This window comes from Collinsella sp. UBA1693, from assembly GCF_002320115.1.
Classification (GTDB): Bacteria; Actinomycetota; Coriobacteriia; order Coriobacteriales; family Coriobacteriaceae; genus Collinsella; species Collinsella tanakaei.
Genome location: NZ_DCJT01000013.1, coordinates 165,085 through 186,528 on the forward strand (window position 1 = coordinate 165,085; position 21,444 = coordinate 186,528).

Genomic DNA, 21,444 nt, shown 5'->3' on the forward strand with positions numbered 1-21,444 from the left:
TTGAGACGGCTTCCCAAATTCGGCAAGGCTATTGGGATGCTACGAATCGAGTAGAAGTTCACACCAGTGAGGGCGGACAGATGTATAGCACAGCCAATTTAAAACCGTCATAATGAGTTGGTCTATGCCCTCGCCATGCGGGGATTTGCGCCCGGGCGGTATCGCCACTTCCCGCGGCGCATGAGGTACAGACAAGGGAGTTATGTGCGCGAAAGTATGCGCACCGCACAGAACAGGGAGGTGTATGGATGGCTACTGATCATCAGATGCAGGACATGACGCTTGTCGAGCGCCTGGAGGCTCACGGGTTCACCCGTCGCGATTTCGTCAAGTATTGCGGCAGCCTCGCGGTTCTTCTTGGTATGTCCGCTACGGCGGCGCCCAAGATCGCCGAGGCCCTCGAAATCGGAGAGAAATCCGGAAAGCTTCTGCCTGTGATCTGGATGGAGGGCGGATCGTGCTCGGGGTGTACCGAGGCACTCGCCCAGACAAACACGCCGGACATTCCGCAGTTGGTGCTGGAGTCTATCTCGCTGAACTATAGCGAGACGCTGTCCGCGGCGGCAGGCCATTCAATGGAGCAGGCTCGTCGCGATACCATCGAGGCGGGTGGATATGTTCTCATCTATGAGGGCGCTGTTCCCACTGCCTTTGATGGCAACGTTTTGATGGTCGGTGGCGAAAAGGGTATCGACTCCCTTATGGAGACCGCCGAGCATGCCGATGCCGTGATCGCGCTTGGTTCGTGCGCCTGCGACGGCGGTTGGATGGCCGCTCGTCCCAACGACGCGCACGCCATGGGCGTTCAGAAGTTCCTTTCCGAGCAGGGAATCTCCACCCCGGTGGTCAACATTCCGTGCTGCCCGGCTAACCCCGAGTGGCTGGTCGCCGTCATTGTGGAGTACACGTTGATGGGCCGCCTGCCCAAGCTCAATAGCAAGAACCAGCCCGCTGCGCTGTTCAACCAGACCGTTCACGACAACTGCCCGCGCCGCGGTCACTTTGAGAACGGCGAGTTTGTCTACCAGTTTGGCAGCGCGGAGGAGGCTAAGGGCTACTGCCTGTATCCGCTGGGTTGCCGTGGTCCGCAGACCTTTACCGTTTGCCCGGTGACGCGCTGGAACCAGTCGGTTTCCTGGTGCGTGGAGTCCGGCGCCCCGTGCATCGGCTGCGGCGTCATCAACCCCATGCATCCCCAGCGCAACTGGGTGGACGAGAACACGCCGTTCCTCAAGCGCCATCGCAACATTTCACTGGGAGATTTTCACTTCCAGCCCCCGCTGGCGGCAGCCGCGTGCACGGGTCTTATTGTTGCCGCGCTGGTTGTCCACGGCGTCGGCATGAAGCTGACCGGCCGCGTCGACGGCGGTGCGGACTTTGAGGCGGAGCGCCGCTGGGACGTCAAGCACGGCACCGAGCAGGCGCACCAGGCTGGCGAGCGCGCGGCCAAGCTCTATGACGAGCTGGACGAGCGCGGCCTGGAGCCCAAGAACATCGACCGTTTGAAGAAGAAGCGCGCCGCTAAGAAGGCCGCCCACGAGGCTGCCGAGGCCGCTGAGATCGAAAAGCGTCGCGGATCCTCGTCCGCAGGCGAATCCACCGAGAAGGGAGGCGATGAGTAATGGCTCGCTCTGTTGTCGATCCCATTACCCGTATCGAAGGACACCTCTCTATCGAGATGGAGGTCGAGGACGGCAAGGTCACCGAGGCATGGAGCTGCGGCAACCTGTATCGCGGCCTTGAGAACGCGCTTGTGGGCCGCACGCCCTATGATGCCGCGCTTATTTCCGAGCGCATCTGCGGCGTCTGCCCCGTGTCGCATGTGCACACGTCGTGCTTCGCTGCCGAGGACGCCTACGGCATCAAGATCCCCAGCGCCGCGCGACTGATCCGCAACCTTTCCGAGGGTGGCCAGATCCTGCACTCCACCATCTTGTGGTTCTACAACCTGGCGGGTCTGGATTACATCAACCCGCTGGATGCCGTGAACGCCAACCCGGCCGACGCTTACGAGGTCTGCCGCAAGTACGGCACCGCCGGCGCCGACTTCGAGGGCCTGTCCGCCCGTCTCAAGGCGTTTGCCGAGAACGGCCAGCTGTCGATCTTCTCCGGCAACTGGTTTGATTGCAAGGACGCCGACGGCGCTTCCGCGTTCCACCTTACGCCCGCCGAGAACCTGGTTGGCACCGCCCATTACTTCGAGGGCATCGACTACCAGGCTAAGGCATCGCAGATCTGCGCCATCATCGGCGGCAAGATGCCCCACGTTATGACATCCATCCCCGGCGGCACCTCCTTTGTGCCCACGCCGGAGAAGCTGGACGAGATCATCTTCCGCATCCGCGAGCTTAAGACGTGGATTCAGGGAACTATGATCCCGGACATGTTCATGATCGTTGAGAAGTATCCCAACCTGGTGGGCATGGGCAAGGGCGAGGGCCGCTTTGTCTCCTTTGGCGTTTTGGACGATGAAAGCCGCGAACTCAACTGTCGCTACCTGCCCGCCGGCATGGTGACGCTCAACGAGGACGGCACCATGACCATCGCCAACGTGGATGCGAGCCTGATCACCGAGGACGTGACCCACGCGTTCTACGAGAACCATGCGCCCCTCAACCCGGTCGACGGCGTGACGCGCCCCATGTGGCCCAAGGACGGCAAGAACTTTAGCAACAAGTACACCTGGTGCAAGGCGCCTCGCTACGACGGCGAGGCCTATGAGGCAGGCGGTATCTCCCGCATGCTAGCGGCCTACGTGCGCGGCGTTGAGCCCGTGGTGAAGCTGATGGACGACGCCCTGGCAAAGACCGGTCTTACCATGGCGCAGCTGGACTGCGTCGCCGGCCGCCTGCTGACCCGCGTGCTTGAGGCTGACTACGTCTGCGACGTCATGGAGCAGAATTTCAACGAGCTGGTTCAGCTGATGGCGGACGACAAGGCGGAGTACTACACGCCCGCCGCCCGCACCACCGGCGAGGGCCTGGGTCTGTGGGAGGCTCCGCGCGGCGCCCTGCTGCATACCGAGAAGGTCGAGAACGACGTGGTGACCCATTACCAGGAGATCATCCCGTCTACTTGGAACCTGTCTCCCACCGATGGCAAGGGCAACCCCGGTCCGCTGGAGTACATGCTGCTGGGCACCACGGTCACCGATATCGACAAGCCGCTTGACGCGGTTCGCATCGTCCACAGCGTTGACCCCTGCACCGCGTGCGCCTGCCATGTGACCGAACCCGCCACGGGCAAGAGCTTCCATACCGTCACGTCTCCCTGGGGGGTGATGTAAATGGCGCATATGGCCCACTACCGCGAGGCGCATCCGCTGCCCTTTGTGGTGACCCACTGGGTCAACCTGGTCGCTATGATCTTCTTGATCTTCACGGGTTTCTACATCCACTACCCGCTCTTTGGCGGTGTGATGACCATGGCTCGCGGCCTGCACATCTTCTGCGGCATCGTTTTGCTTATCAACTGCGTGGTCCGTATGGTGCTGGCGTTCTTCATCAAGAGCGCTCCGGCGCCGGGTACCCGCGAGCTTGTTCCGGACTACAAGACGTGGCTGCCCCAGCGCGATAACAAGCACCAGCTGTGGGCATGGATCAGCTACTATCTGTTCCTGCGCAAGGAGCACCCCATCGCGGCTAAGCTGGGCGTTCCGCAAAAGATCGTCTACCTGCTTATTCCGCTGCTGATCTTCTTTACGGGTTACACGGGATTCTGCCTGTGGGGCACCACCGCCGGCTGGCCCATCTTCGAGGTTGGACTCAACTTCATGGGCGGCGCTATGAAGGTTCGCATCCTGCATTACTTCATGATGTGGTGCTTCCTGGCGTTCATGTGCATCCACGTGTACCTGTCGCTGATCGAGGGCGTATCCCCCGCGACGTTGATCTTCTTCTGGAAAGAGACGCCGGGTCTGGTCTACGATCCCGAGACCATGAACATCGTCGGTTTCGATGGCATGGGCAAGGAGCCGGATTGCGGCGAGACCTTCAAGAGCGAAGAGCGCGCCGCCGTCGACCGAGCTCGCGTGGTTGAGCACGAGGCCATCAGCACGGGCGATGCCCAGCACAACGGCTTTGAGAAATAGCGTGTCTCACCGCGTTTCATGTGGATGAGGACAAATAAGGGCTTCGGCACGTGCGCCGGGGCCCTTTTTCCTGGCGCGGTGCGGTAAGCTGGCAGCGTTTGAGAAGAGGTGCGTGGATAAGATGGAGGCTGAAGTGTATGGGGACGATGCTCCGGAAGCGCCCATGGCGACGGATGCGGAGGTTGTGATGGCGGTGCCGGCGGCAGCGAGCGCGCCCCGTATCGCGATTATTTGCGTGGGGAATGAATATCAGCTGGATGATGGCTTTGGTCCGGCTGTGGCGCGCTATCTGGATGATCGCTATCGGTTTCCCTTGGGCGTGACGGTGCTCGACCGCGCCGTTATGGGCTACGGTATCGTCTCTGATCTCAAGGCGTGCGACGTTGCGGTGGTGGTCGATGCGCTCGACGGCACGGGCGCGGCGCCGGGAACCATCTTTTCCTTTGACCCTGCGGACATGAGAGTGTCTACCGGCAAAACGTCCCTTCATGAGGTGCGCTTTGCAGATGTGCTGGCGGCGGCGACCTTTATGGGCGTTGCGTGCACGGGCCACTGCTTTGGCGTGCAAGTGGTCGACATGGGTACGGGTGCGTTGGAGCGCGGATTGTCCCCGCAGGTGCAGGCGGCCGTTGGCCCGGTGGCGCGCATGGTTGTGCGGTATCTCGAGCGGGCATATGGGATCGAAGCCGTTGATCGCTGGCGCGAGGCGGGAGACACGCGCGCCAAGCTAGCCAACCCTCACGACTATATGAAGGATGCCTTGGAAGCGGCGGGGATTGATGCGGCGGAACGCCCAGACAAGGCGCAGCAGCTTTTGGATCTGGCGTACCCGGGGATGCCTGATTATGAGGCGGACGATGCCATTGGCCGCTGCCTTGCCTCCTTGCCAAGTGAGTGAATGGCTCGGTGTCCCAGGGGGTACACCTAGAGAACCCTCTTTTACCGCGCATGCCTCGTCATAAGGAGGCATCGCATGAATCTGTTTATCGAAACGCCCCAACGCGCTGCAGAACGCCTTGAGCGCGAGCGGCGCTACGTGCGCGCCGCCGCTCCGGCTCGCGATATCGCTCGCGTGCAGGATAGTGCGGCGTCGACCATGGCCGCTTCGCTTGATTTGGATGAGCCGGACTCCGTTGCCCGGCATCGTCCCGGCAATCGGTCTTATGCCGCCCAGCCGCGCGCCGCGCAGCCGTATTCGGTTGCCCAGGACAGCTATCAGCGCGAGCTTGCGTTTGACAAGCAGCGAGCCCGCAGGCGCAAGGTGACCGGCATGCTCAAGATGGTGCTCTTTGTGCTGCTGCTCCCTGTAGCGCTTGTGGTGGTGTTTATCGCGGCGTACGCGCTGGCGTGCATCGCTAACGGCGCATCGCCCCAAGAACTTCTCGGGCTGCTGGGGGCGCTGCTAGAGCGCATGGGCGGCTTTGTGGCGGGGGCCCTTGCAGCGTCATGACCCGCACGGCCGCGCGCTGCTACACTGGGTTGCACGTATATGGGTCGCGGTATGGGAAAGCGTGGGTTATGGCTAAGCGCGCAAAGAAAACGGGACACAAGGTAAGCAAGGTGGAGCGGATGGAGCAGGGCGCGCCGGCGCCATCGCTCGAGCGTGCTGCTCGCGACACTCCGCGCGCCCGCCCCGGCATGAGGCTGGTTGGGTATTGCAAGGCTTGCCGCTGCTTTGTTGAGCTGGACAAGAGCCTTGTCGATCCCCACGGGCATCGGCGCCGCGACATGGCGATTATCATGGAGCTGCCCGTAGATAAGCCCATCTATCATATTCCCCAGTTCAATTGGGGAGCCTTTTTGATGCCGCCCATTTGGGGCGCTGGCCACGGGCAGGTGTTCGCGGTGGTGGTCTACCCCATGTGGCTCATGGTCGACAACCTGCTGTGGGCGGCGATTCACGGCCAGGCGAGCGTGTTGCTTGCCGCCCTGGCGCTTGCCGGAACGCTGGCGTTCATGTTCTTCTATGCGCGCATGGCGAACTATGTGGGCTACATGCGCGTGCTCACCACCATGTCGCCAGATGAGTATTGCGCCGCGGAGCGCAAATGGACCATTGCCTGCGCCGGCGTCGCCGTGCTCATGGCGGTGTTCGCCACGTGGTATAACCTGGCTGTTCGCGTGTAGGGGAAGAACGGAGAGGGGACGATGATGGATAACGGGTTGCTCCTCGCGGTCGCCCTGCTGGCGCTGGTCGCCGCCGGTGCGAGTTGCGGATGCGTGGTTTTACTGGTTCGCCTTCGCCGCGAGCAGGGACAGCAGGATCTTCTGGTGCAACGTATGGCCTCGCTTGAGGCATCGATAGAGAAGGCGTCGACGGGCGTGGGGTCTATCGCGCAATGGGCCGCCGCGGAGGGCGCCGCCGCGCAGCAGCGCTACGAGAGCCTCGCGCGCGAGTCCGCTCAGATGGGCTTGCGTGTGGACGGTCTTCGTCGTGACACGGCGGATCGGCTGGATAAGAACCGCGACGTGGTCGATGCCCGCTTGGGCGAGGTCCGCGCCACGGTGGAGCGCCAGCTCGAGGCGATCCGCCAAGACAACGCCATCCAGCTCGATCGCATGCGCCAGACGGTGGACGAGAAACTCTCGCGCACGCTAAACGACCGCCTGTCCACCTCGTTTAGAGAGGTGAGCAAGCAGCTTGAGGCGGTCTATACCGGTCTGGGCGATATGCGCAGCATCGCCGCGGGCGTGGGCGACCTCAAGCGCGTGCTCTCCAATGTCAAGACGCGCGGTATTTTGGGCGAGGTTCAGCTGGGGGCCATTTTGGCGGATATCCTTACGCCGGAGCAATACGCTCAGAATGTGGCAACCAAGCCGGGCAGCGCCGACCGCGTGGAGTTCGCCGTTAAACTGCCGCAGGAGGGGGCGGAACCCATCTGGCTGCCCATCGACTCCAAGTTCCCCGGTGATGCCTACGAGCACCTTCGCGATGCCGTGGAGGCGGGGGACGCCGCCGCTGTGGAGTCCGCGCGTCGCGTGCTCGAGCAGCGCATCAAGGTAGAGGCCAAGGATATCTCGTCCAAATACTTAAGCGTGCCCGCTACCACCAATTTCGCCATCCTGTTTTTGCCGTTCGAGGGCCTGTATGCAGAGGTGGTCGATCGCCCCGGCCTTATCGAGACCCTGCAGCGCGACTACCAGGTAAGCGTTGCGGGCCCCTCCACCATGGCGGTTATCCTCAACAGCCTGCAGATGAGCTACCAGACGTTTGCGTTTCAAAAGCGTGCGGACGAGATCCAGCGCGTGCTCGCTGCGGTCAAGGCGGAGTTCCCCAAGTACCAAGCGGAGCTGCGCCGCGCCCTTAAGCAGATTGAGACGGCGGGCAAGACCGTTGACGGCATCATCAACACGCGTACCAACGTGATAGAGCGCAAGCTGCGGTCCGTGACCGCAATGGAGGATCAAGATGAGGCGGCGACCCTGCTGGGAATAGAAGAAGGCGCCTTTGGCCCCGTTGCGCTTTTGGACCAGGAATCCGCGCGGGGCGAGGAGTGATGATTGGCGTGGGGGCAACCGCGATGGAACGGCCACGATAGGAGGAAGACATGCCGCGTGAAACCAATGCAGCAAAGCGCGAGCGCGCCATCGAGACGTGCCGGCGCCTGAACGAGCGCTACGGCCCCGTCGAGTGCTTTTTGGACCATGCGAGTCCGTTCCGCTTGGTTATCTCCGTTCTGCTGTCGGCGCAGACAACAGATGCCCAGGTGAACAAGGTGACGCCTGCACTCTTTGAGCGCTGGCCCACACCTGAGGCCATGGCCGGTGCTACCGCGGCGGAGGTGGCCGAGGTTATCAAGTCGCTGGGGTTCTACAAAACCAAGGCCAAGCACTGCGTGGAAGCGGCGCAGATGATCGTCGCGGATTACGGCGGCGAGGTGCCGGCGGATATGAAAGAGCTGGTCAAGCTTCCGGGTGTGGGTCGCAAGACCGCCAACATCGTCCTTAACGTCGCCTTTGGCATCGTGGACGGCATCGCGGTGGATACGCATGTGAACCGTATCGCCCATCGACTCAAGCTCTCGCCCAAGACGCATGAGAAAGAGCCGCTTAAGACCGAGCAGGACCTGCTTAAGATCTTGCCGCGCGAGTACTGGAACGACGTCAACCATCAGTGGATCATGCTGGGGCGCGAAATCTGCGATGCCCGCAAGCCCCTGTGCGGCGAATGCCCGCTGGCGGACATCTGCCCCAGCGCGGGCGCTTTGGCAAAATAGATTGGGTTGTGCTATCGAACTTGGCTTTACCATAGGCAGAAGACAATAGCCGCACCCGCAGGATAGCGGATATTGCCACTTCTCACGCTGAAAACGTGTATTTGGAGTTGGCCGCCCGTGGCCGCGGGTTGCCGTCCGTTCCCTATGGTGGCACGCCGTCTCAATCCGTTTTGCTAGGGTAGAATGGACGTAGAAAATTCAAGAGCCCTCACCCACCCGGCATCGCGTTGGGTGGGTTTTGGTATGGACGCCCGCTGTTGGCATGCGTTTCGGCGGGCATGTTGAACGGGGAGAGACCTTGCTCATCCATCGTATTGCCGCACAGCTGTATACCGCTGAAGGCCCCCAGGTTATCGAGGCGGCGCTCGATCGGGGCGAGGACGCCACGCTTGCCGTTTCGCAATCCGGCCGCACGCTGATGGTGGCGGCTCAGTTTGCGCGTCGTCCTCGTCCCACGGTCTACATCGTTTCCGGCGAGGACGCGGCGGACCGCGCCATGCGCTCGCTTGTCGCCTACGTTGGCCTTGAGCATGTCGCGCGTTTTCCGGAGCGCACGGATTACCCTTGGAAAGACACCGCGCCCGATGACTCCGTGGTCGCCGCTCGCTGCGCCGCGCTGGGTCGCATCGCCCGCGGCGAGCACTGCATCATGGTGACCTCTGCGCGCGCTCTGCTGCGCTGCGTGCCGCCGCGCGAGAGCCGGTATTGGGCCTCGACCACGTTTGCGGTGGGGGAGGAGACGCCGTTCGAGGACGTTTCTCGCCGCCTGGTCGGCATGGGCTACACCCCTGCCGAGGCCGCTGACATGCCGGGCCTTTTCCATGTGCACGGCGACACCGTCGACATCTACCCCGCTCAGGCGACCGCTCCGGTGCGCATCGAGTTCTTTGGCGATGAGATCGACCGCATCCGCCGCATGGTGTCTTCCACCGGCCAGACTATCGGTGACGAGGACGCCGTGGAGATCTATCCCGTGCGCGAGCTCGCGCTTACCGATGAGGCGATCAAGCGCATCTCCGCCGCCCTCTACGTTCCCGCGCAAAACGATACCGAGCTCGCCGCCATGCTCGAGATGGTGCAGCAGCGCATTGTCACGCCGGAACTCGACCGCTTTATGCCCTTGCTATACGAGAGCACCGATAGCCCGCTGGCGCATGTGAGCCACGATGCGCTGGTGATTCTGTCCGAGCCCCGCTCGCTGTTCGATGATTGCATGCGCGCCTATGAGGACTTAGAGCGCCGTGCCGGCGAGGCGAAGGTAGCCCAGCTGGATGGCCTGTACGTGCGCCCCCAGCAGCTCGACTTTGGCCGCCAGCAACGTCTTAACTACGTGTCGCTCATCCGCGCCGGCGGCGCGGTGACCGCGGAGCTCAAGCTGGAGCAGCCCGCGCTGGCGGGTTCGGACAACCGCTTTATCTCGCGCGTCAATGAGGTTGTCAGCAACCGTTATGCGGTGGTATTCGCCATTCCGGACCGCGGTGCCCGCGAGTCCATGGAGCTCAGTTTTACGGACGAGAACATTCCCTTTGAAGAGTCGCTGGTAATGGCGGACGAGAACAAGGGCGATATCGAAGACGCCGTGCACGTGGAGTTGCCGGCCGTTTCGCGCCGCCGTGCGGACGCCCTCAACGCCCGCGGTCTGGATGAGGGCGCCGCCGGTCCCGTGGTTCCCACCATCACCCGCGGACGCGTCACTTTTGTCGACATTCCGCTGCCCGCCGGCACCGTGGTGCCAGAGGCGAACCTCGCGGTCTTTTCGTTGGCAGATCTTAACGCGCGCATGGATGCCAAGCGCGGACGCGGGCGCGCGCGTCGCCGCGTCGATATCACGGAGGTCACCTTCCCGTTCAAGCCGGGCGACTACGTGGTCCACGCTACGCACGGTATCGCCCTGTTCTCCGAGATCGTGCGTCAAGAGGTGGGGGGTCGCGAGCGCGATTACTTCTTGCTGGAATACGCTGACGGCGACAAGCTCTACGTGCCGCTTGAGCAGGTGGACCGCATCACCCGCTACGTGGGGCCGGACGGCGCCAATCCGCGCCTTACCCGCCTTAACACCGCGGATTGGACGCGCGCTACCAACAAGGCTCGCAAGAGCGCTAAAAAGCTGGCGTTCGACCTGGTCGATCTCTATACCAGGCGCTCGTCCATCACCGGCTACTCATTTGGGCCCGATACGCCGGATCAAATCGAGATGGAGGAGAGCTTTCCTTACGAGCCCACGCATGACCAGCTGGACGCCATCGCCGATATCAAGGGCGATATGGAGAGCTCCAAGCCCATGGATCGCCTGCTCTGCGGCGACGTGGGCTTTGGCAAGACGGAGGTGGCCCTGCGCGCCGCGTTCAAATGCGTGGACGGCGGGCGCCAGGTTATGGTGCTGTGCCCCACCACCATTCTCGCCCAGCAGCACTACGAGACGTTCTTCGAGCGTTTCGCTCCGTTTGGAGTCGAGGTCGAGGTGCTCAGCCGTTTCCGCACCGCCGCGCAGCAGCGCCGCGCGCTGGCGGCGTTCGCGGAGGGCAAGGTGGACGTGCTGGTGGGTACACACCGCCTGCTTTCCGCCGACGTCAACCCCAACAACCTGGGCTTGGTGATCATCGACGAGGAGCAGCGCTTTGGCGTGCAGCATAAAGAGCAGCTCAAGAACCTGCGCGAGCAGATCGACGTGCTCACGCTTTCGGCAACGCCTATTCCGCGCACCATGCAGATGGCTATTTCGGGCGTGCGCGATATGAGCCTCATCACCACGCCGCCAACGGGCAGGCGCCCGGTTATCGTCCACGTGGGCGAGTACGATCCGGACGTGGTTTCGGCGGCGATTCGCCTAGAGCTCGACCGCGGCGGCCAGGTCTACTACGTATCGAACCGCGTGAAGACCATCGATGATGCGGTGGAGCGCGTGCACGAGGTGGTGCCCGAGGCGCGCGTGGGCGTGGCGCACGGCAAGATGAGCCCGCGCGAGGTGGAGGACGTCATGGTCCAGTTCGCCACGGGCAAGATCGACGTGCTGGTGGCGACCACCATCATCGAGAGCGGCATCGACAACCCGCACTCCAACACGCTGATTATCGAGGACTCGCAGCGCTTGGGCTTGGCGCAGCTCTACCAGCTCAAGGGGCGCGTGGGGCGTTCTGCCACGCAGGCCTACGCCTATTTCATGTTCCCGGGCGAGTTGCCACTTACCGAAGAGGCGACCGAGCGCCTGATGGCGCTTTCCGAGTTCCAAGACCTGGGCAGCGGCATGCGCATCGCCATGCGCGACCTGGAGATCCGCGGCGCGGGCTCGCTTGTGGGCGCCGAGCAGCATGGCAACCTATCCAGCGTTGGCTTTGACCTGTTCACGCAGATGCTGGGCCAGGCCGTGGCGGAGGCGCGTGGTGAGAGCGGTGCGGACGTGGAGGAATCCGGTGTCACCATCAACCTGCCGGCGGATTTCTTCTTAAGCGAGGAGTACCTGCCTGCGGTGGACCAGCGCGTGCTAGTGTATCGAAGGCTCGCGGCGGCGGATGACCTTGCCAGCGTGGACGCCGTGCAAGAGGATTGCGAGAATTCCCATGGCGAGCTGCCTCGGGCGGCGGCGAACCTCTTTGACCGTGCGCGCATCCGTATCCGCGCGGAGCGCTTGGGGCTGGAGAGCATCTCGCTTACGCAGGGCCGTTTGGTGTTCCAGGGGGTTGACGTGCCCAAGAACGTGGCCTTTGATCTAAAGAGCACGCTGGGCGCCATCAACTATCCCAAGAGCCGCAAGCTCACGGTGCCCTACCGTGCCGGTGCGGGCGCCGGTTCTGGCGTTGGACGAGGAATCGATGCGAGCGATGAGAGCATGAGCCCCGTGCAGGCGGCGTTGGGTATCCTGCTGCGTCTGGGAGCTTCGGGCGACGACGACTAGCGTGCGGCGCTGCAGCCCTGTCGCGACCGGAGGCTATCCCCCGCGGTNNACCGCGGGGGATAGCCTCCGGTCGGGGGCAGGGAGTCTCGCCGCACCTGAAGGCACATTGAGAAAGAAAGGGAGACCGTTTTGGCCTCCCCTTCATTTTGTGCGACTTGTTGTTGGTGGTGCTGGCGCTAGTCCCAGAAACCGTCCTCGTCCTCTTTCTTAGGACCGCGGTCGACGTAGAGCTTGTGGGTGCGCTTCTCCATCACGAATGCGATGAGGCCAAACAGCGCTACACCGCCGACGAAAAGCACGGCCAAACCCGCGCGGGTGCCGAACAAAAAGGAAAAAATCGCGTCCATATGATGCCTTCTCGCCTTCTCACTTAAGGAAAAACTCTCACAAGTATATACTGGCGAGAGCAACACCATAATGCCAACCTTAATTGCACATCAGCTACGTGTGCGAACCGGAGGAACCATGCTCGATATCAAGTTTGTTCGCGAGAACCCCGACGCCCTCGATGAGGCCATGGCGAACCGCCAGGGATCCTGGGACCGCGAGAAGTTCTTTGAGCTCGATGGCGAGCGCCGTGCCGTCATCACCGAGGTCGAGGAGCTTCAGGCGCAGCGCAACGCCGAGTCCAAGAAGATCGGCATGCTCATGAAGGAGGGCAAGCGCGAGGAGGCCGAGGCAGCCAAGGAAGCCGTCCGTCTGGTCAACGAGAAGATCGAGGGCCTGGCCGCTCGACGCAGCGAGCTTGAGGACGCCCAGTACGACTTCATGGCGCGTATCCCCAACATGCCCTGCGAGGCTACTCCCGTAGGCGTGGACGAGAACGAGAACCCCGAGGTTCGTCGCTGGGGCACCCCGCGTGACTTTGCAGCCGAGGGCTTTGAGGCCAAGGCTCACTGGGATCTTGGTACCGACCTGGGCATTCTGGACTTTGAGCGCGGTGCCAAGCTCTCCGGTGGCCGTTTCACCGTTCTTTCCGGCGATGGTGCGACGCTCGATCGCGCTCTTGAGAACTTTTTCCTCAACACCCACCTGGCCCGCGGCTTCAAGGAGTTCATCCCGCCCGTGGTTGTGAACCGCGAAATCATGTTCGGTACCGGCCAGCTGCCCAAGTTCGAGGACGATGCCTACCACACCGGCGAGGACCAGTTCCTGATTCCCACCGCCGAGGTCGCGCTCACCAACCTGCATGCCGGCGAGACGCTTGATGCCTCGCAGCTGCCGCTGCGCTATACCGCCGGCACCCCTTGCTTCCGCGAGGAAGCCGGTTCCGCCGGCCGCGATACCCGCGGTATCATTCGCCAGCACCAGTTCACCAAGGTCGAGATGGTCAAGTTCGCCCGTCCCGAGGAGTCCGATGACGAGCTTGAGAGCATGGTGGCAGAGGCCGAGTACATTCTGCAGCAGCTTGGTCTGCCGTATCGCGTGATCAGCCTGTGCACCGGCGACTTGGGCTTCTCTGCGCGCCAGACCTATGACATCGAGGTGTGGCTGCCCAGCTACAACGCGTACAAGGAGATCTCGTCCTGCTCCAACTGCGGTGACTTCCAGGCTCGCCGTGCCAACATCAAGTACCGCGATCCGGAGAACTTCAAGGGCACCCGCTTTGTCCACACGCTCAACGGCTCCGGCCTGCCCACCGGCCGCACCATGGCCGCCATCATGGAGAACTATCAGAACGCCGATGGCACCATCACCGTTCCCGAGGTGCTTCGTCCCTACATGGGCGGGCGCGAGCGCATCGAGATCCAGGCGTAAGCCGTCCAGGCCTCGCATCGTCTTCCTCTCATTCGCAAGGACCTCCGCAAGGGGGTCCTTTTTTCATGCCTCTCGCCCGTTTCATCCCTGCTCCCGAGCGGTCGATGGCGCTCCGCGAACGGCTCCTTGCCAGGCAATTGCTGTCACAAGATGAAACAGTGTTTCATATAATTGCTGGCTTAATGACAGAGTTGAATCAAAAGTGTCTAATGTCGGCAGGATGAAGGGACGGATGATGAGCGCTAAAGGCCTGTTCATACGGATAAAGGACTATCGGTCCCGTGCCAGCGCTGCGGAGAAGAACATCATCTCTTTCGTGTGGGACAACATGGGCGCCGTCACATCGATGAATGTCCGCGATCTCGCGGAAGCGTCGTTCACCTCGTCATCGACCATCATCCGCTTATGCAAGAAACTCGGTTTCAAGGGCTATAGGGAGTTTCAGCGAGAGCTGCTGTACGAGCTGGCCGCTAGCGATGCGCGAGACGAGGTGGTGCTCGAGGACATCGCGAAAGAAGACGGGCTCGAGCAGGTTGTGAGGAAGGTGATGCGAAGCGACATCAGCTCGCTGGAGGCGACGGCCAGACTTGTTTCCTTGGATGTTCTCGAGGTCTGTGCGGCGCGCGTGCTTTCTGCCAGGACTATCAACCTGTTTGGGATAGGGCAGTCCCAGCTTGTCTGCCGTGACTTCGAAGCGAAGCTCATGCGCATCAACAAGCAATGCCATGCGTACGGCGATTGGCATAACCAGCTGTTGAGCGCGAAGAATATGAGCGAGCGCGATTTGGCGGTTGCCATCAGCTATTCGGGCATGACCAGGGAGACGGTGGAGTGCGCTCGCGCCGCGCGCGAGACAGGTGCCTGCGTCATCGCGATGACAAGGGCCCAGCTCGATTCGCCGCTGGCTCGGCAGGCTGATTACGTTCTGAACGTTTCAGCGAGCGAGCCGTTGCTTAGAAGCGGCGCCATGGCGTCGCGGATGTCCCAGCTCGTCGTGATAGACATGCTGTACGCCGCATGCGTCACCGAGGGGACTTCGAGCGATGCTCGGCAATCATCAAGCACAACATCATCAGCAAGGAGCCCCAGGTTTAGGGGCTTGGAAAAACGAATGGATCTAGGAGAAGGGAAGGGAAAGCGTGATAGATCTGACGAAGCTGTCGACCGAGGCTCGCAACGAGCGCACCTGGGCACTCGATAGCATGACCTCTTTGGAGATAGCTACGGCTATGAACGAGGAGGACGGTCGCGTAATCGAGGCGGTTCGTTTGGAGCTGCCCAAGATTGCAGAGGCGATCGACTGGGCGACGGACGCTCTGGAGTCCGGCGCGCGAATCATCTATATGGGTGCCGGGACCAGCGGAAGGCTGGGGGTGCTCGACGCCGTCGAGTGCCCGCCCACCTTTGGCGTCGATCCCTCTCGCGTGGTAGGGCTGATCGCCGGCGGCGAGGGGGCGTTTGTCAAAGCGGTCGAGGGGGCTGAGGACAGCATGGAACTCGGCGAGGGCGATCTTTCGGCGCTCGACGTGTCCAAGGACGATATCGTGATCGGCCTTGCTGCAAGCGGGCGCACCCCATACGTTATAGGGGGGCTCAGATACGCGCGGTCCGTGAGGTGCAAGACGATCGCTATTGCGTGTAACGCCGATTCGGCGATAGGGCGCGAGGCGGACTTGGCGATCGAGCCCGTGCCGGGGCCGGAGGTTTTGACCGGCTCCACGCGCCTCAAGGCGGGAACCGCCCAGAAGCTCGTTTTGAACATGATTTCCACCGGGAGCATGGTCCGCATCGGGAAGGCCTACCAAAATCTCATGGTCGATGTGCAAGCGACAAACGAGAAGCTGGTCGCCCGTTCCCGCAACATCGTGGCCGAGGCGTGCGGTTGCACGGTGGAGCAGGCGATGGAGGCGCTCGATCGAGCGGGAGGGCACGTAAAGACCGCTATCGTCTCAATCTTGCTGGATTGCGATGTCGATACCGCTCGCGCTCGCCTCGAGGAGTCTCGAGGACACGTTCGGGACGCCATCTCGTAGAGGGGCGTTGCGGAAGCCGGCTCCAAAGCGGGTCGGGACATGATGACTGTTCAATTTGATCGAGGAGGTTCGAAGATGACTGATAAGGAACTCGCCCAACGGTTGCTGGAGCTGCTGGGGGGGCACGGAGAACGTGCTATCAAATGCCGCCTGCATGACAAGGCTCCGCGTGGGCGTCAAGGATGTATCGAAGGTGGACGTGGCGGGAATCAAGGCCACCGACGGGGTTATGGGCTTGGTTGAGGACCAGACCATACAGGTTGTACTGGGTCCCGGCAAGGTCAACAAGGTGCTCGAGGAATTCTCTAAGCTCACTGGCATCGCTAAGGGGGCTGTCGACGATGATTTGCTGGCGGCGGCTGCGGAGAATAAGGCAAATCAGAAAGCTAAATATAGCGATAAGCCGGTTCAGCGTTTCATGAAGAAGATCGCAAACGTCTTCGTCGCCTTGCTGCCCGGCATCATCGCCGCCGGTCTTATTAACGGCATCTGCAACGTCATCAACGTCTCGAGCGGGAACGCCTTTGCCGATGTCTGGTGGTATCAGGGCATTCGCTCCATGGGCTGGGCGCTGTTCGCGTACCTGCCCATCCTGGTTGGTTATAACGCCGCCAGGGAGTTCGGGGGCTCCGCGTCCCTGGGCGGTATCGCAGGCATGATGTGCATCGCAAACAGCGCCATGCCGCTTCTCGCCTCGGGCGCGGCGGACCCGGCGCAGGCGATTCTGCTCCCGTTGACCAACGCCGCATATAATCCCGCTGCGGGCGGAATGATCGCGGCGCTCATAGCCGGAGCCTTCTTCGCGTATCTCGAGAAGAATATCCGCAAGATTATGCCCAGCGTGCTCGATACCTTCATCACGCCGCTGCTCGTCCTTATCATTGGCGCCTTTGCCATGATGCTGATCATCCAGCCCGTCGGCGCGTGGCTGACCACGGGCATCTTCACCGTGCTGAACTTAGTGTATGAGAAGATGGGTCTTGTTGGTGGCTACATCCTGTCCGCCGGCTTCCTGCCCCTGGTTTCTGTCGGTTTGCATCAAGCCCTTACGCCAATCCACGCCCTTCTGAACGACCCCAATGGCGCTACGCAGGGAGTCAACTACCTTCTTCCCATCCTGATGATGGCGGGCGGCGGCCAGGTGGGCGCTGGCTTGGCTCTGTATCTTAAGACTCGCAATAAGAAGCTTAAGAAGTTCATCGCGGAGTCTATCCCCGTCGGCATCCTCGGCGTTGGCGAGCCCCTTATGTACGCCGTGACCCTGCCTTTGATGCGGCCGTTCGTTACCGCATGCCTTGGTGCGGGCTTCGGCGGTATCCTGGCGGCCCTGTTCCATGTTGGCACGGTGTCCCAGGGCGTATCCGGTTTGTTCGGACTTCTGATTGTCGTGCCGGGGCAGCAGCTCTTCTATGTGCTTGCGATGCTCGCGGCATATGCAGGCGGCTTCGTTCTCACATGGTTCTTCGGTGTGGACGAGGAGCGAATCAACGAGTTCTACGGTCAGTAGGCGTTTTCCGTCTGCGGTCGTTCGATGTGGGCGGTTCGGGTTTTAGGGCTCGGGCCGCCCCTTTGGGTACGAGGGGAAGGATGGAGAGGTCCATGAAGGCGGGCATCTCTTTGTATTTTGGAAGCGGTGCGGAAGAGAACGAGCGCATCATCGAGCGAGCGGAGGAAGCCGGGGCAACGCATGCGTTCACGTCTCTGCATATTCCCGAGGAGCGCGGAGTGAATTACGCCGGGGACGCGAGGAGGCTCTTGCGTCGCCTTCGCGATGCCAGTATAGGCTTGATCGCGGACGTCGGTCCGGATACGTGCGAGAAGCTGGGTTGCGCGCGCATTGAAGAATTGGGAGATCTGGGTTTCACGCACCTGAGGCTTGATTACGGTTTCACAATCGAACAGACGGTGGAGCTCTCTAGGCGCTTCCGTATCGTCTTCAACGCATCGACTATCACGAGGGATGAGATAGCGGCGTGGCGCGCCGCGGGCGCCGACCTGTCGCGCTTCAGCGCCTGCCATAACTACTATCCAAAGCGATATACCGGGCTGGATATCCAAGCGGTCCGAGAGACGAACGGGCTTCTTGCCGCTCAGGGTTTCGAGACGATAGCGTTTGTTCCGGGCGACGGTCGCCTCAGGGGGCCTCTTTACGAGGGGCTGCCGACGGTGGAGGACCACCGCGAGAGGGCTGATAGGCTTGCCTTTAACATGCTCGAGCTGGCGCACATGGCGGGAACCGACATAGTTTTGGTGGGCGACCCCGATTTGACGGAGGGGTCTTGGAGTCGGCTTGGACAGATTTGCGCCGGCTATGTTGACGTCCGTTGCAATGTGAGGCCCGAGTACTCGTTCCTTTTGGGTCAGATCCATCACGATAGACCGGATTCAAGCGGCTTCATCTTCCGGTCGCAGGAATCGCGGACGTCTTTGCGACCGACCACGGTGCCTGTGGATGAGACGGCTTCATCGCCTCGCCCCGCTGGATCCATCGCGATATCCAACGAGCGCTATCTTCGCTATGAGGGGGAGCTCGAGATCGCTCGCGTCGATTTGCCGGGCGATGGGCGAATGAACGTTGTTGGTGAGGTCGACCCCCGCGATCTCGATTACTTAGCTGTTGTGCGCAACGGGTTTGGTCTGCGTTTTATAGGGTAGCGGGGATTTGGCGCGAGAAGAAGCGAAGGGCGTTGAGGCTGCAGAGCTTGGCGGTGATGGTTTCGCCAAAGCGCGCCTGTAGCAGGTTCTGGAAAGCCGTCATGTCCGCTGCGGTCGCTATACAGCGGGGCGTGTCGCAGCCGTCGAAGTCGCTACCCAGCGCGAGAACGTCCTCGCCGCCGCGCTCCAGCCAGCGGTCGATGTGGCGGGAGATGTCGTCGAAGTCCGCTTCGCCTTCTTCGCGTAGAAAGCCGTTGTAGAAGTTAAGACCAACAAGGCCGCCGCGCTCGCGAATGCAATCGAACTGGGCGTCCGTAAGGTTTCGCGGCGCACTGCAGACGGTGCGGCTGTTTGAGTGGCTTGCGACCAGCGGAGCGTCCGTGGCGGCCGCGACTTCACCGAAGCAGCGATCATTTAGGTGCGAGACATCGATTGCGATGCCTGCCGCCTCCATGCGTCGCAACGCGGCGAACCCTACCGCGGTAACGCCGTCTGCCGTGTCATGACCGCTGGCAAGGGGGCCGGCGGCGTTCCAGCTGAGCGACGCCATGAGGACGCCGCGCCGCGACGCCTCGTCCACGTATGCGGGGTCGAGCGCGAAGAAGCGGGCGTTCTCGATGGTCCGCACGGCGGCGACGCGTTTGGATTCTAGGATGGTGGCGATGTCTCGTCCGCCCGCCGCGATGCCGATGCGGTCGCTGTTGATGGCGACTTGGTTATCCAGATACGACTCCACATGCTCAAAGAACGCCAGCGACTGCGAGGCGGAGAGTTCGTCCGGAATGAAGCAGGCGAAGCACTGAGCCCAGGGCGTGTCGCCGATGCCTTCCAACGAAATGTGGCAGTGGTTGCGCTTCAAGTCGCGACAAAGCTCGGGTGCATTCTCGTCACCCGGGCCGTAGAAGTCCATACCGCTGGCGGTTTTGAGATCGCTGGGCAAGCTCTGCCAGGCAAGGCGGTCTGCGGTGTCGCAGTGCAGGTCGAATACGGTGTACATAATGGGGCTCATCTCCTAGCGGGGCGGTTCGGTGTCTTCCATATCAAGGTGGAGCGTTTGCTCGACCACCTTCATGAGTTCCTCGTCCGTGATAGCCGGATTGAGCTTGACCAAGCCGACCATGCCAAAGATGACCACGCAGAACATCTCGTAGACCATCTCGATTTCAACCTTGTGGAACTGCGCGTATTCACTCGCAACGCACGCGTCCAGGGCGTTGACGGTCTCTCTGACCGCGCGCACGTCAAAGGCGTCGCGAACGCCAAGCTCTTCTATAACGCGAATCATGGGGCGCTCGTTGCCGGCGGCGTCGTAGAGCGAACGGCGAAACGCCTGCACGCAGGTACGCAGGGACTGGCGGGTCTTGCCGAATTCCCGGTTCTCATTCCATACCATGGCGCTTTCGACCAGATCCTCGATGTAGTCATCGAGCACGGCGCGAGTGATCTCCTTTTTGCCATGGAAGTAGTAGTAGACCAGCTCGCGCGTCACGCCGGCTTCGGCGGCGATGTCTTTGACGGTGGTTTTTGCCACGCCCTTTTTTTCGTAGAGCGCGCGAGCGGCCTGGGCGATCTGCCCTGCCTGTCCGGTGAGCCGGCGGCTTTCGAGGGAAAGCCTGCTGGTGTGGCCATCGACCCGATGGGTCTTCATGTTCTCGGGCGTATGCATGGCTCTCTTTCGGGACGAGAAAACAACAATGGGCACCCCGCATTCAAACGGGGTGCCCATATTATAAGGACGCTTTCAGCCGATGCGGCTCACGTCTTTTGCACTTGTCGCTGGACGAGCAAGTTGAACAAGCAAGGGGTATACGCTAGCGGTTCTCGTCCACCACGGCCTTGTAGGGGCGAGTATGGGTGTAGATTTCATCGTGCAGGGGGTTAAGGCTCCTGCGCTTGATTTGGAGGAGCTGGTAGACCGCGACGCCCGCGTTGAATGCCAGGGCGACGGCGCTGACGATGAAGAACGCGGTGGGGTTGTGCGTGGTTGGGATGGGGGCGATGCGGTCGGCGAACTGCGGTACCGTCATGATGAACATGATCCACAGGCCAAGGGTTTGGGCACGGTGCTGCAGCCAGGCGCCGCGCTTGATGAAGAACGTGGGGATGGTGCAAGAGAGCAGAAGGGCCAGGCCGCAGTAAGCGGAATGATCGGAGATGCAGTTGTAGGTGTAGGCGAAGTTCCATAGGTCGTAGGCGATGATCCAAGGCCAGATCATATCGGGCCAGATCATGTCACGGGTTTTGTCGCGAGAGACAAAGATGCCAAGCCAGCCGCAGATGGTGATGATGTTGAGGATGCCCGCGATGCCGTTCATGATGTTCCAGGGGCCGGAGATGGTCCACAGGTTCTCGACGGTGCCGCCTTCCCACAGGCCAAAGCTGAAGACCTGGAAATCGCGTAGCACCGCCTCGGCGATGTTGATGGCGAGGATGAGCGGCGGAAAGCACAAGGCCCACTTCTTTTCATAGAGGTGATGGGTCTGGCCGTCCTTACCGGTCCAGCTGACAAAGCGCAGTGCCATGAAGCCCAGGCAGCCCGCGAGCGCGGAGTAGGTCTTGACCCAGTTGAACCAGGTGCCGGTGCCGTATTCGTTGCCGGGGGCGGCGGTGGTGGGCCATACAAAGATGGTCAGCACCAGCGGAACGATGCCAAACAGGGTGATGCCGGCCCAGGGTTTGGAGCGACCGAGCTCATTGAACGCCATGAGGGCAAACAGGATGAAGAGCCAAATGGCCCAATAGGACATATCGCCTGCCGTGTAGAGCAGCCCCATAAATCCTCCTCTGGTAGGGGTGTGG

18 protein-coding genes are annotated in these 21,444 nt (G+C 61.7%); 14 read left to right on the plus strand and 4 right to left on the minus strand.

Annotated elements, in window-relative coordinates:
* Window positions 1-248 precede the first annotated feature (248 nt).
* The 9 genes from B3H65_RS09750 (at window position 249) to mfd (ending at window position 12,199) form a co-directional block, all read left to right on the plus strand.
* Window positions 249-1,622 carry a hydrogenase small subunit gene (locus B3H65_RS09750; RefSeq protein ID WP_117680027.1) on the plus strand — a complete coding sequence of 458 codons (1,374 nt, stop codon included), beginning with the start codon at window positions 249-251 and terminating at the stop codon, window positions 1,620-1,622.
* Window positions 1,622-3,286, plus strand: a complete 1,665-nt coding sequence (locus B3H65_RS09755) for a nickel-dependent hydrogenase large subunit (protein ID WP_286685082.1) — start codon at window positions 1,622-1,624, stop codon at window positions 3,284-3,286. Before B3H65_RS09750 ends, B3H65_RS09755 begins: the two co-directional genes overlap by 1 nt.
* Window positions 3,287-4,090: a cytochrome b/b6 domain-containing protein gene (locus B3H65_RS09760; RefSeq protein WP_270239702.1), complete on the plus strand. Its 804-nt coding sequence runs from the start codon at window positions 3,287-3,289 to the stop codon at window positions 4,088-4,090. It begins immediately after the preceding gene.
* Window positions 4,091-4,211: 121 nt separating this feature from the next.
* A complete protein-coding gene (locus B3H65_RS09765; RefSeq protein WP_286685165.1) occupies window positions 4,212-4,988 on the plus strand; it encodes a hydrogenase maturation protease in 777 nt (258 codons plus the stop codon).
* A 75-nt stretch (window positions 4,989-5,063) separates the two neighbouring features.
* Window positions 5,064-5,540 carry a hypothetical protein gene (locus tag B3H65_RS09770; protein WP_286685083.1) on the plus strand — a complete coding sequence of 159 codons (477 nt, stop codon included), beginning with the start codon at window positions 5,064-5,066 and terminating at the stop codon, window positions 5,538-5,540.
* Between the two features lie 68 nt (window positions 5,541-5,608).
* Entirely contained in the window at window positions 5,609-6,217 is a 609-nt protein-coding gene (locus tag B3H65_RS09775) for a hypothetical protein (RefSeq protein ID WP_286685084.1), read from the plus strand.
* Between the two features lie 21 nt (window positions 6,218-6,238).
* Window positions 6,239-7,588, plus strand: a complete 1,350-nt coding sequence (locus tag B3H65_RS09780) for a DNA recombination protein RmuC (protein ID WP_286685085.1) — start codon at window positions 6,239-6,241, stop codon at window positions 7,586-7,588.
* A 50-nt stretch (window positions 7,589-7,638) separates the two neighbouring features.
* On the plus strand, window positions 7,639-8,307 hold the full coding sequence (nth, locus tag B3H65_RS09785; protein WP_009141222.1) for an endonuclease III: 669 nt from the start codon (window positions 7,639-7,641) through the stop codon (window positions 8,305-8,307).
* A gap of 298 nt (window positions 8,308-8,605) precedes the next feature.
* Window positions 8,606-12,199, plus strand: a complete 3,594-nt coding sequence (gene mfd, locus B3H65_RS09790) for a transcription-repair coupling factor (RefSeq protein ID WP_270479370.1) — start codon at window positions 8,606-8,608, stop codon at window positions 12,197-12,199.
* A gap of 176 nt (window positions 12,200-12,375) precedes the next feature.
* On the opposite strand, the gene B3H65_RS09795 is transcribed toward mfd, so the two are convergent.
* Window positions 12,376-12,546 (minus strand): DUF6724 family protein, encoded by a 171-nt coding sequence (locus B3H65_RS09795; protein WP_009141224.1) that lies wholly within the window; start codon window positions 12,544-12,546, stop codon window positions 12,376-12,378.
* A gap of 118 nt (window positions 12,547-12,664) precedes the next feature.
* Here B3H65_RS09795 and serS point away from each other — a divergent pair, with 118 nt between their 5' ends.
* The 5 genes from serS (at window position 12,665) to B3H65_RS09820 (ending at window position 18,645) form a co-directional block, all read left to right on the plus strand.
* Complete coding sequence (serS, locus tag B3H65_RS09800; protein WP_270239681.1) at window positions 12,665-13,957, plus strand: serine--tRNA ligase; 1,293 nt, start codon at window positions 12,665-12,667, stop codon at window positions 13,955-13,957.
* Between the two features lie 235 nt (window positions 13,958-14,192).
* A complete protein-coding gene (locus B3H65_RS09805) occupies window positions 14,193-15,158 on the plus strand; it encodes a MurR/RpiR family transcriptional regulator (protein WP_286685086.1) in 966 nt (321 codons plus the stop codon).
* The gene (gene murQ, locus B3H65_RS09810; protein WP_286685087.1) at window positions 15,097-15,990 is read left to right on the plus strand and encodes an N-acetylmuramic acid 6-phosphate etherase; all 894 of its coding nucleotides are present in this window, start codon (window positions 15,097-15,099) and stop codon (window positions 15,988-15,990) included. The genes B3H65_RS09805 and murQ overlap by 62 nt, the downstream gene beginning before the upstream one ends.
* Before the next feature lie 154 nt (window positions 15,991-16,144).
* The gene (locus B3H65_RS09815) at window positions 16,145-17,497 is read left to right on the plus strand and encodes a PTS transporter subunit EIIC (RefSeq protein WP_286685088.1); all 1,353 of its coding nucleotides are present in this window, start codon (window positions 16,145-16,147) and stop codon (window positions 17,495-17,497) included.
* A 92-nt stretch (window positions 17,498-17,589) separates the two neighbouring features.
* On the plus strand, window positions 17,590-18,645 hold the full coding sequence (locus B3H65_RS09820; RefSeq protein WP_286685089.1) for a MupG family TIM beta-alpha barrel fold protein: 1,056 nt from the start codon (window positions 17,590-17,592) through the stop codon (window positions 18,643-18,645).
* Here B3H65_RS09820 and B3H65_RS09825 read toward each other — a convergent pair.
* The 3 genes from B3H65_RS09825 to B3H65_RS09835 all read right to left on the minus strand — a co-directional run bounded on the left by B3H65_RS09825 (window position 18,635) and on the right by B3H65_RS09835 (window position 21,419).
* Complete coding sequence (locus tag B3H65_RS09825; protein ID WP_286685090.1) at window positions 18,635-19,654, minus strand: dipeptidase; 1,020 nt, start codon at window positions 19,652-19,654, stop codon at window positions 18,635-18,637. The genes B3H65_RS09820 and B3H65_RS09825 overlap by 11 nt on opposite strands.
* Window positions 19,655-19,657: 3 nt before the next feature.
* Window positions 19,658-20,311, minus strand: a complete 654-nt coding sequence (locus tag B3H65_RS09830) for a TetR/AcrR family transcriptional regulator (RefSeq protein ID WP_286685091.1) — start codon at window positions 20,309-20,311, stop codon at window positions 19,658-19,660.
* A 145-nt stretch (window positions 20,312-20,456) separates the two neighbouring features.
* Window positions 20,457-21,419 carry a DUF5692 family protein gene (locus tag B3H65_RS09835; protein WP_009141232.1) on the minus strand — a complete coding sequence of 321 codons (963 nt, stop codon included), beginning with the start codon at window positions 21,417-21,419 and terminating at the stop codon, window positions 20,457-20,459.
* Between the last annotated feature and the right edge of the window lie 25 nt (window positions 21,420-21,444).

Coding starts and splice junctions, on each gene's coding strand:
- B3H65_RS09750 (WP_117680027.1), top strand. CDS start 249: ATGGCTACTGATCATCAGATGCAGGACATGACGCTTGTCGAGCGCCTG.
- B3H65_RS09755 (WP_286685082.1), top strand. CDS start 1,622: ATGGCTCGCTCTGTTGTCGATCCCATTACCCGTATCGAAGGACACCTC.
- B3H65_RS09760 (WP_270239702.1), top strand. CDS start 3,287: ATGGCGCATATGGCCCACTACCGCGAGGCGCATCCGCTGCCCTTTGTG.
- B3H65_RS09765 (WP_286685165.1), top strand. CDS start 4,212: ATGGAGGCTGAAGTGTATGGGGACGATGCTCCGGAAGCGCCCATGGCG.
- B3H65_RS09770 (WP_286685083.1), top strand. CDS start 5,064: ATGAATCTGTTTATCGAAACGCCCCAACGCGCTGCAGAACGCCTTGAG.
- B3H65_RS09775 (WP_286685084.1), top strand. CDS start 5,609: ATGGCTAAGCGCGCAAAGAAAACGGGACACAAGGTAAGCAAGGTGGAG.
- B3H65_RS09780 (WP_286685085.1), top strand. CDS start 6,239: ATGATGGATAACGGGTTGCTCCTCGCGGTCGCCCTGCTGGCGCTGGTC.
- nth (WP_009141222.1), top strand. CDS start 7,639: ATGCCGCGTGAAACCAATGCAGCAAAGCGCGAGCGCGCCATCGAGACG.
- B3H65_RS09795 (WP_009141224.1), bottom strand. CDS start 12,546: ATGGACGCGATTTTTTCCTTTTTGTTCGGCACCCGCGCGGGTTTGGCC.
- serS (WP_270239681.1), top strand. CDS start 12,665: ATGCTCGATATCAAGTTTGTTCGCGAGAACCCCGACGCCCTCGATGAG.
- B3H65_RS09805 (WP_286685086.1), top strand. CDS start 14,193: ATGAGCGCTAAAGGCCTGTTCATACGGATAAAGGACTATCGGTCCCGT.
- B3H65_RS09815 (WP_286685088.1), top strand. CDS start 16,145: ATGACAAGGCTCCGCGTGGGCGTCAAGGATGTATCGAAGGTGGACGTG.
- B3H65_RS09820 (WP_286685089.1), top strand. CDS start 17,590: ATGAAGGCGGGCATCTCTTTGTATTTTGGAAGCGGTGCGGAAGAGAAC.
- B3H65_RS09825 (WP_286685090.1), bottom strand. CDS start 19,654: ATGAGCCCCATTATGTACACCGTATTCGACCTGCACTGCGACACCGCA.
- B3H65_RS09830 (WP_286685091.1), bottom strand. CDS start 20,311: ATGCATACGCCCGAGAACATGAAGACCCATCGGGTCGATGGCCACACC.
- B3H65_RS09835 (WP_009141232.1), bottom strand. CDS start 21,419: ATGGGGCTGCTCTACACGGCAGGCGATATGTCCTATTGGGCCATTTGG.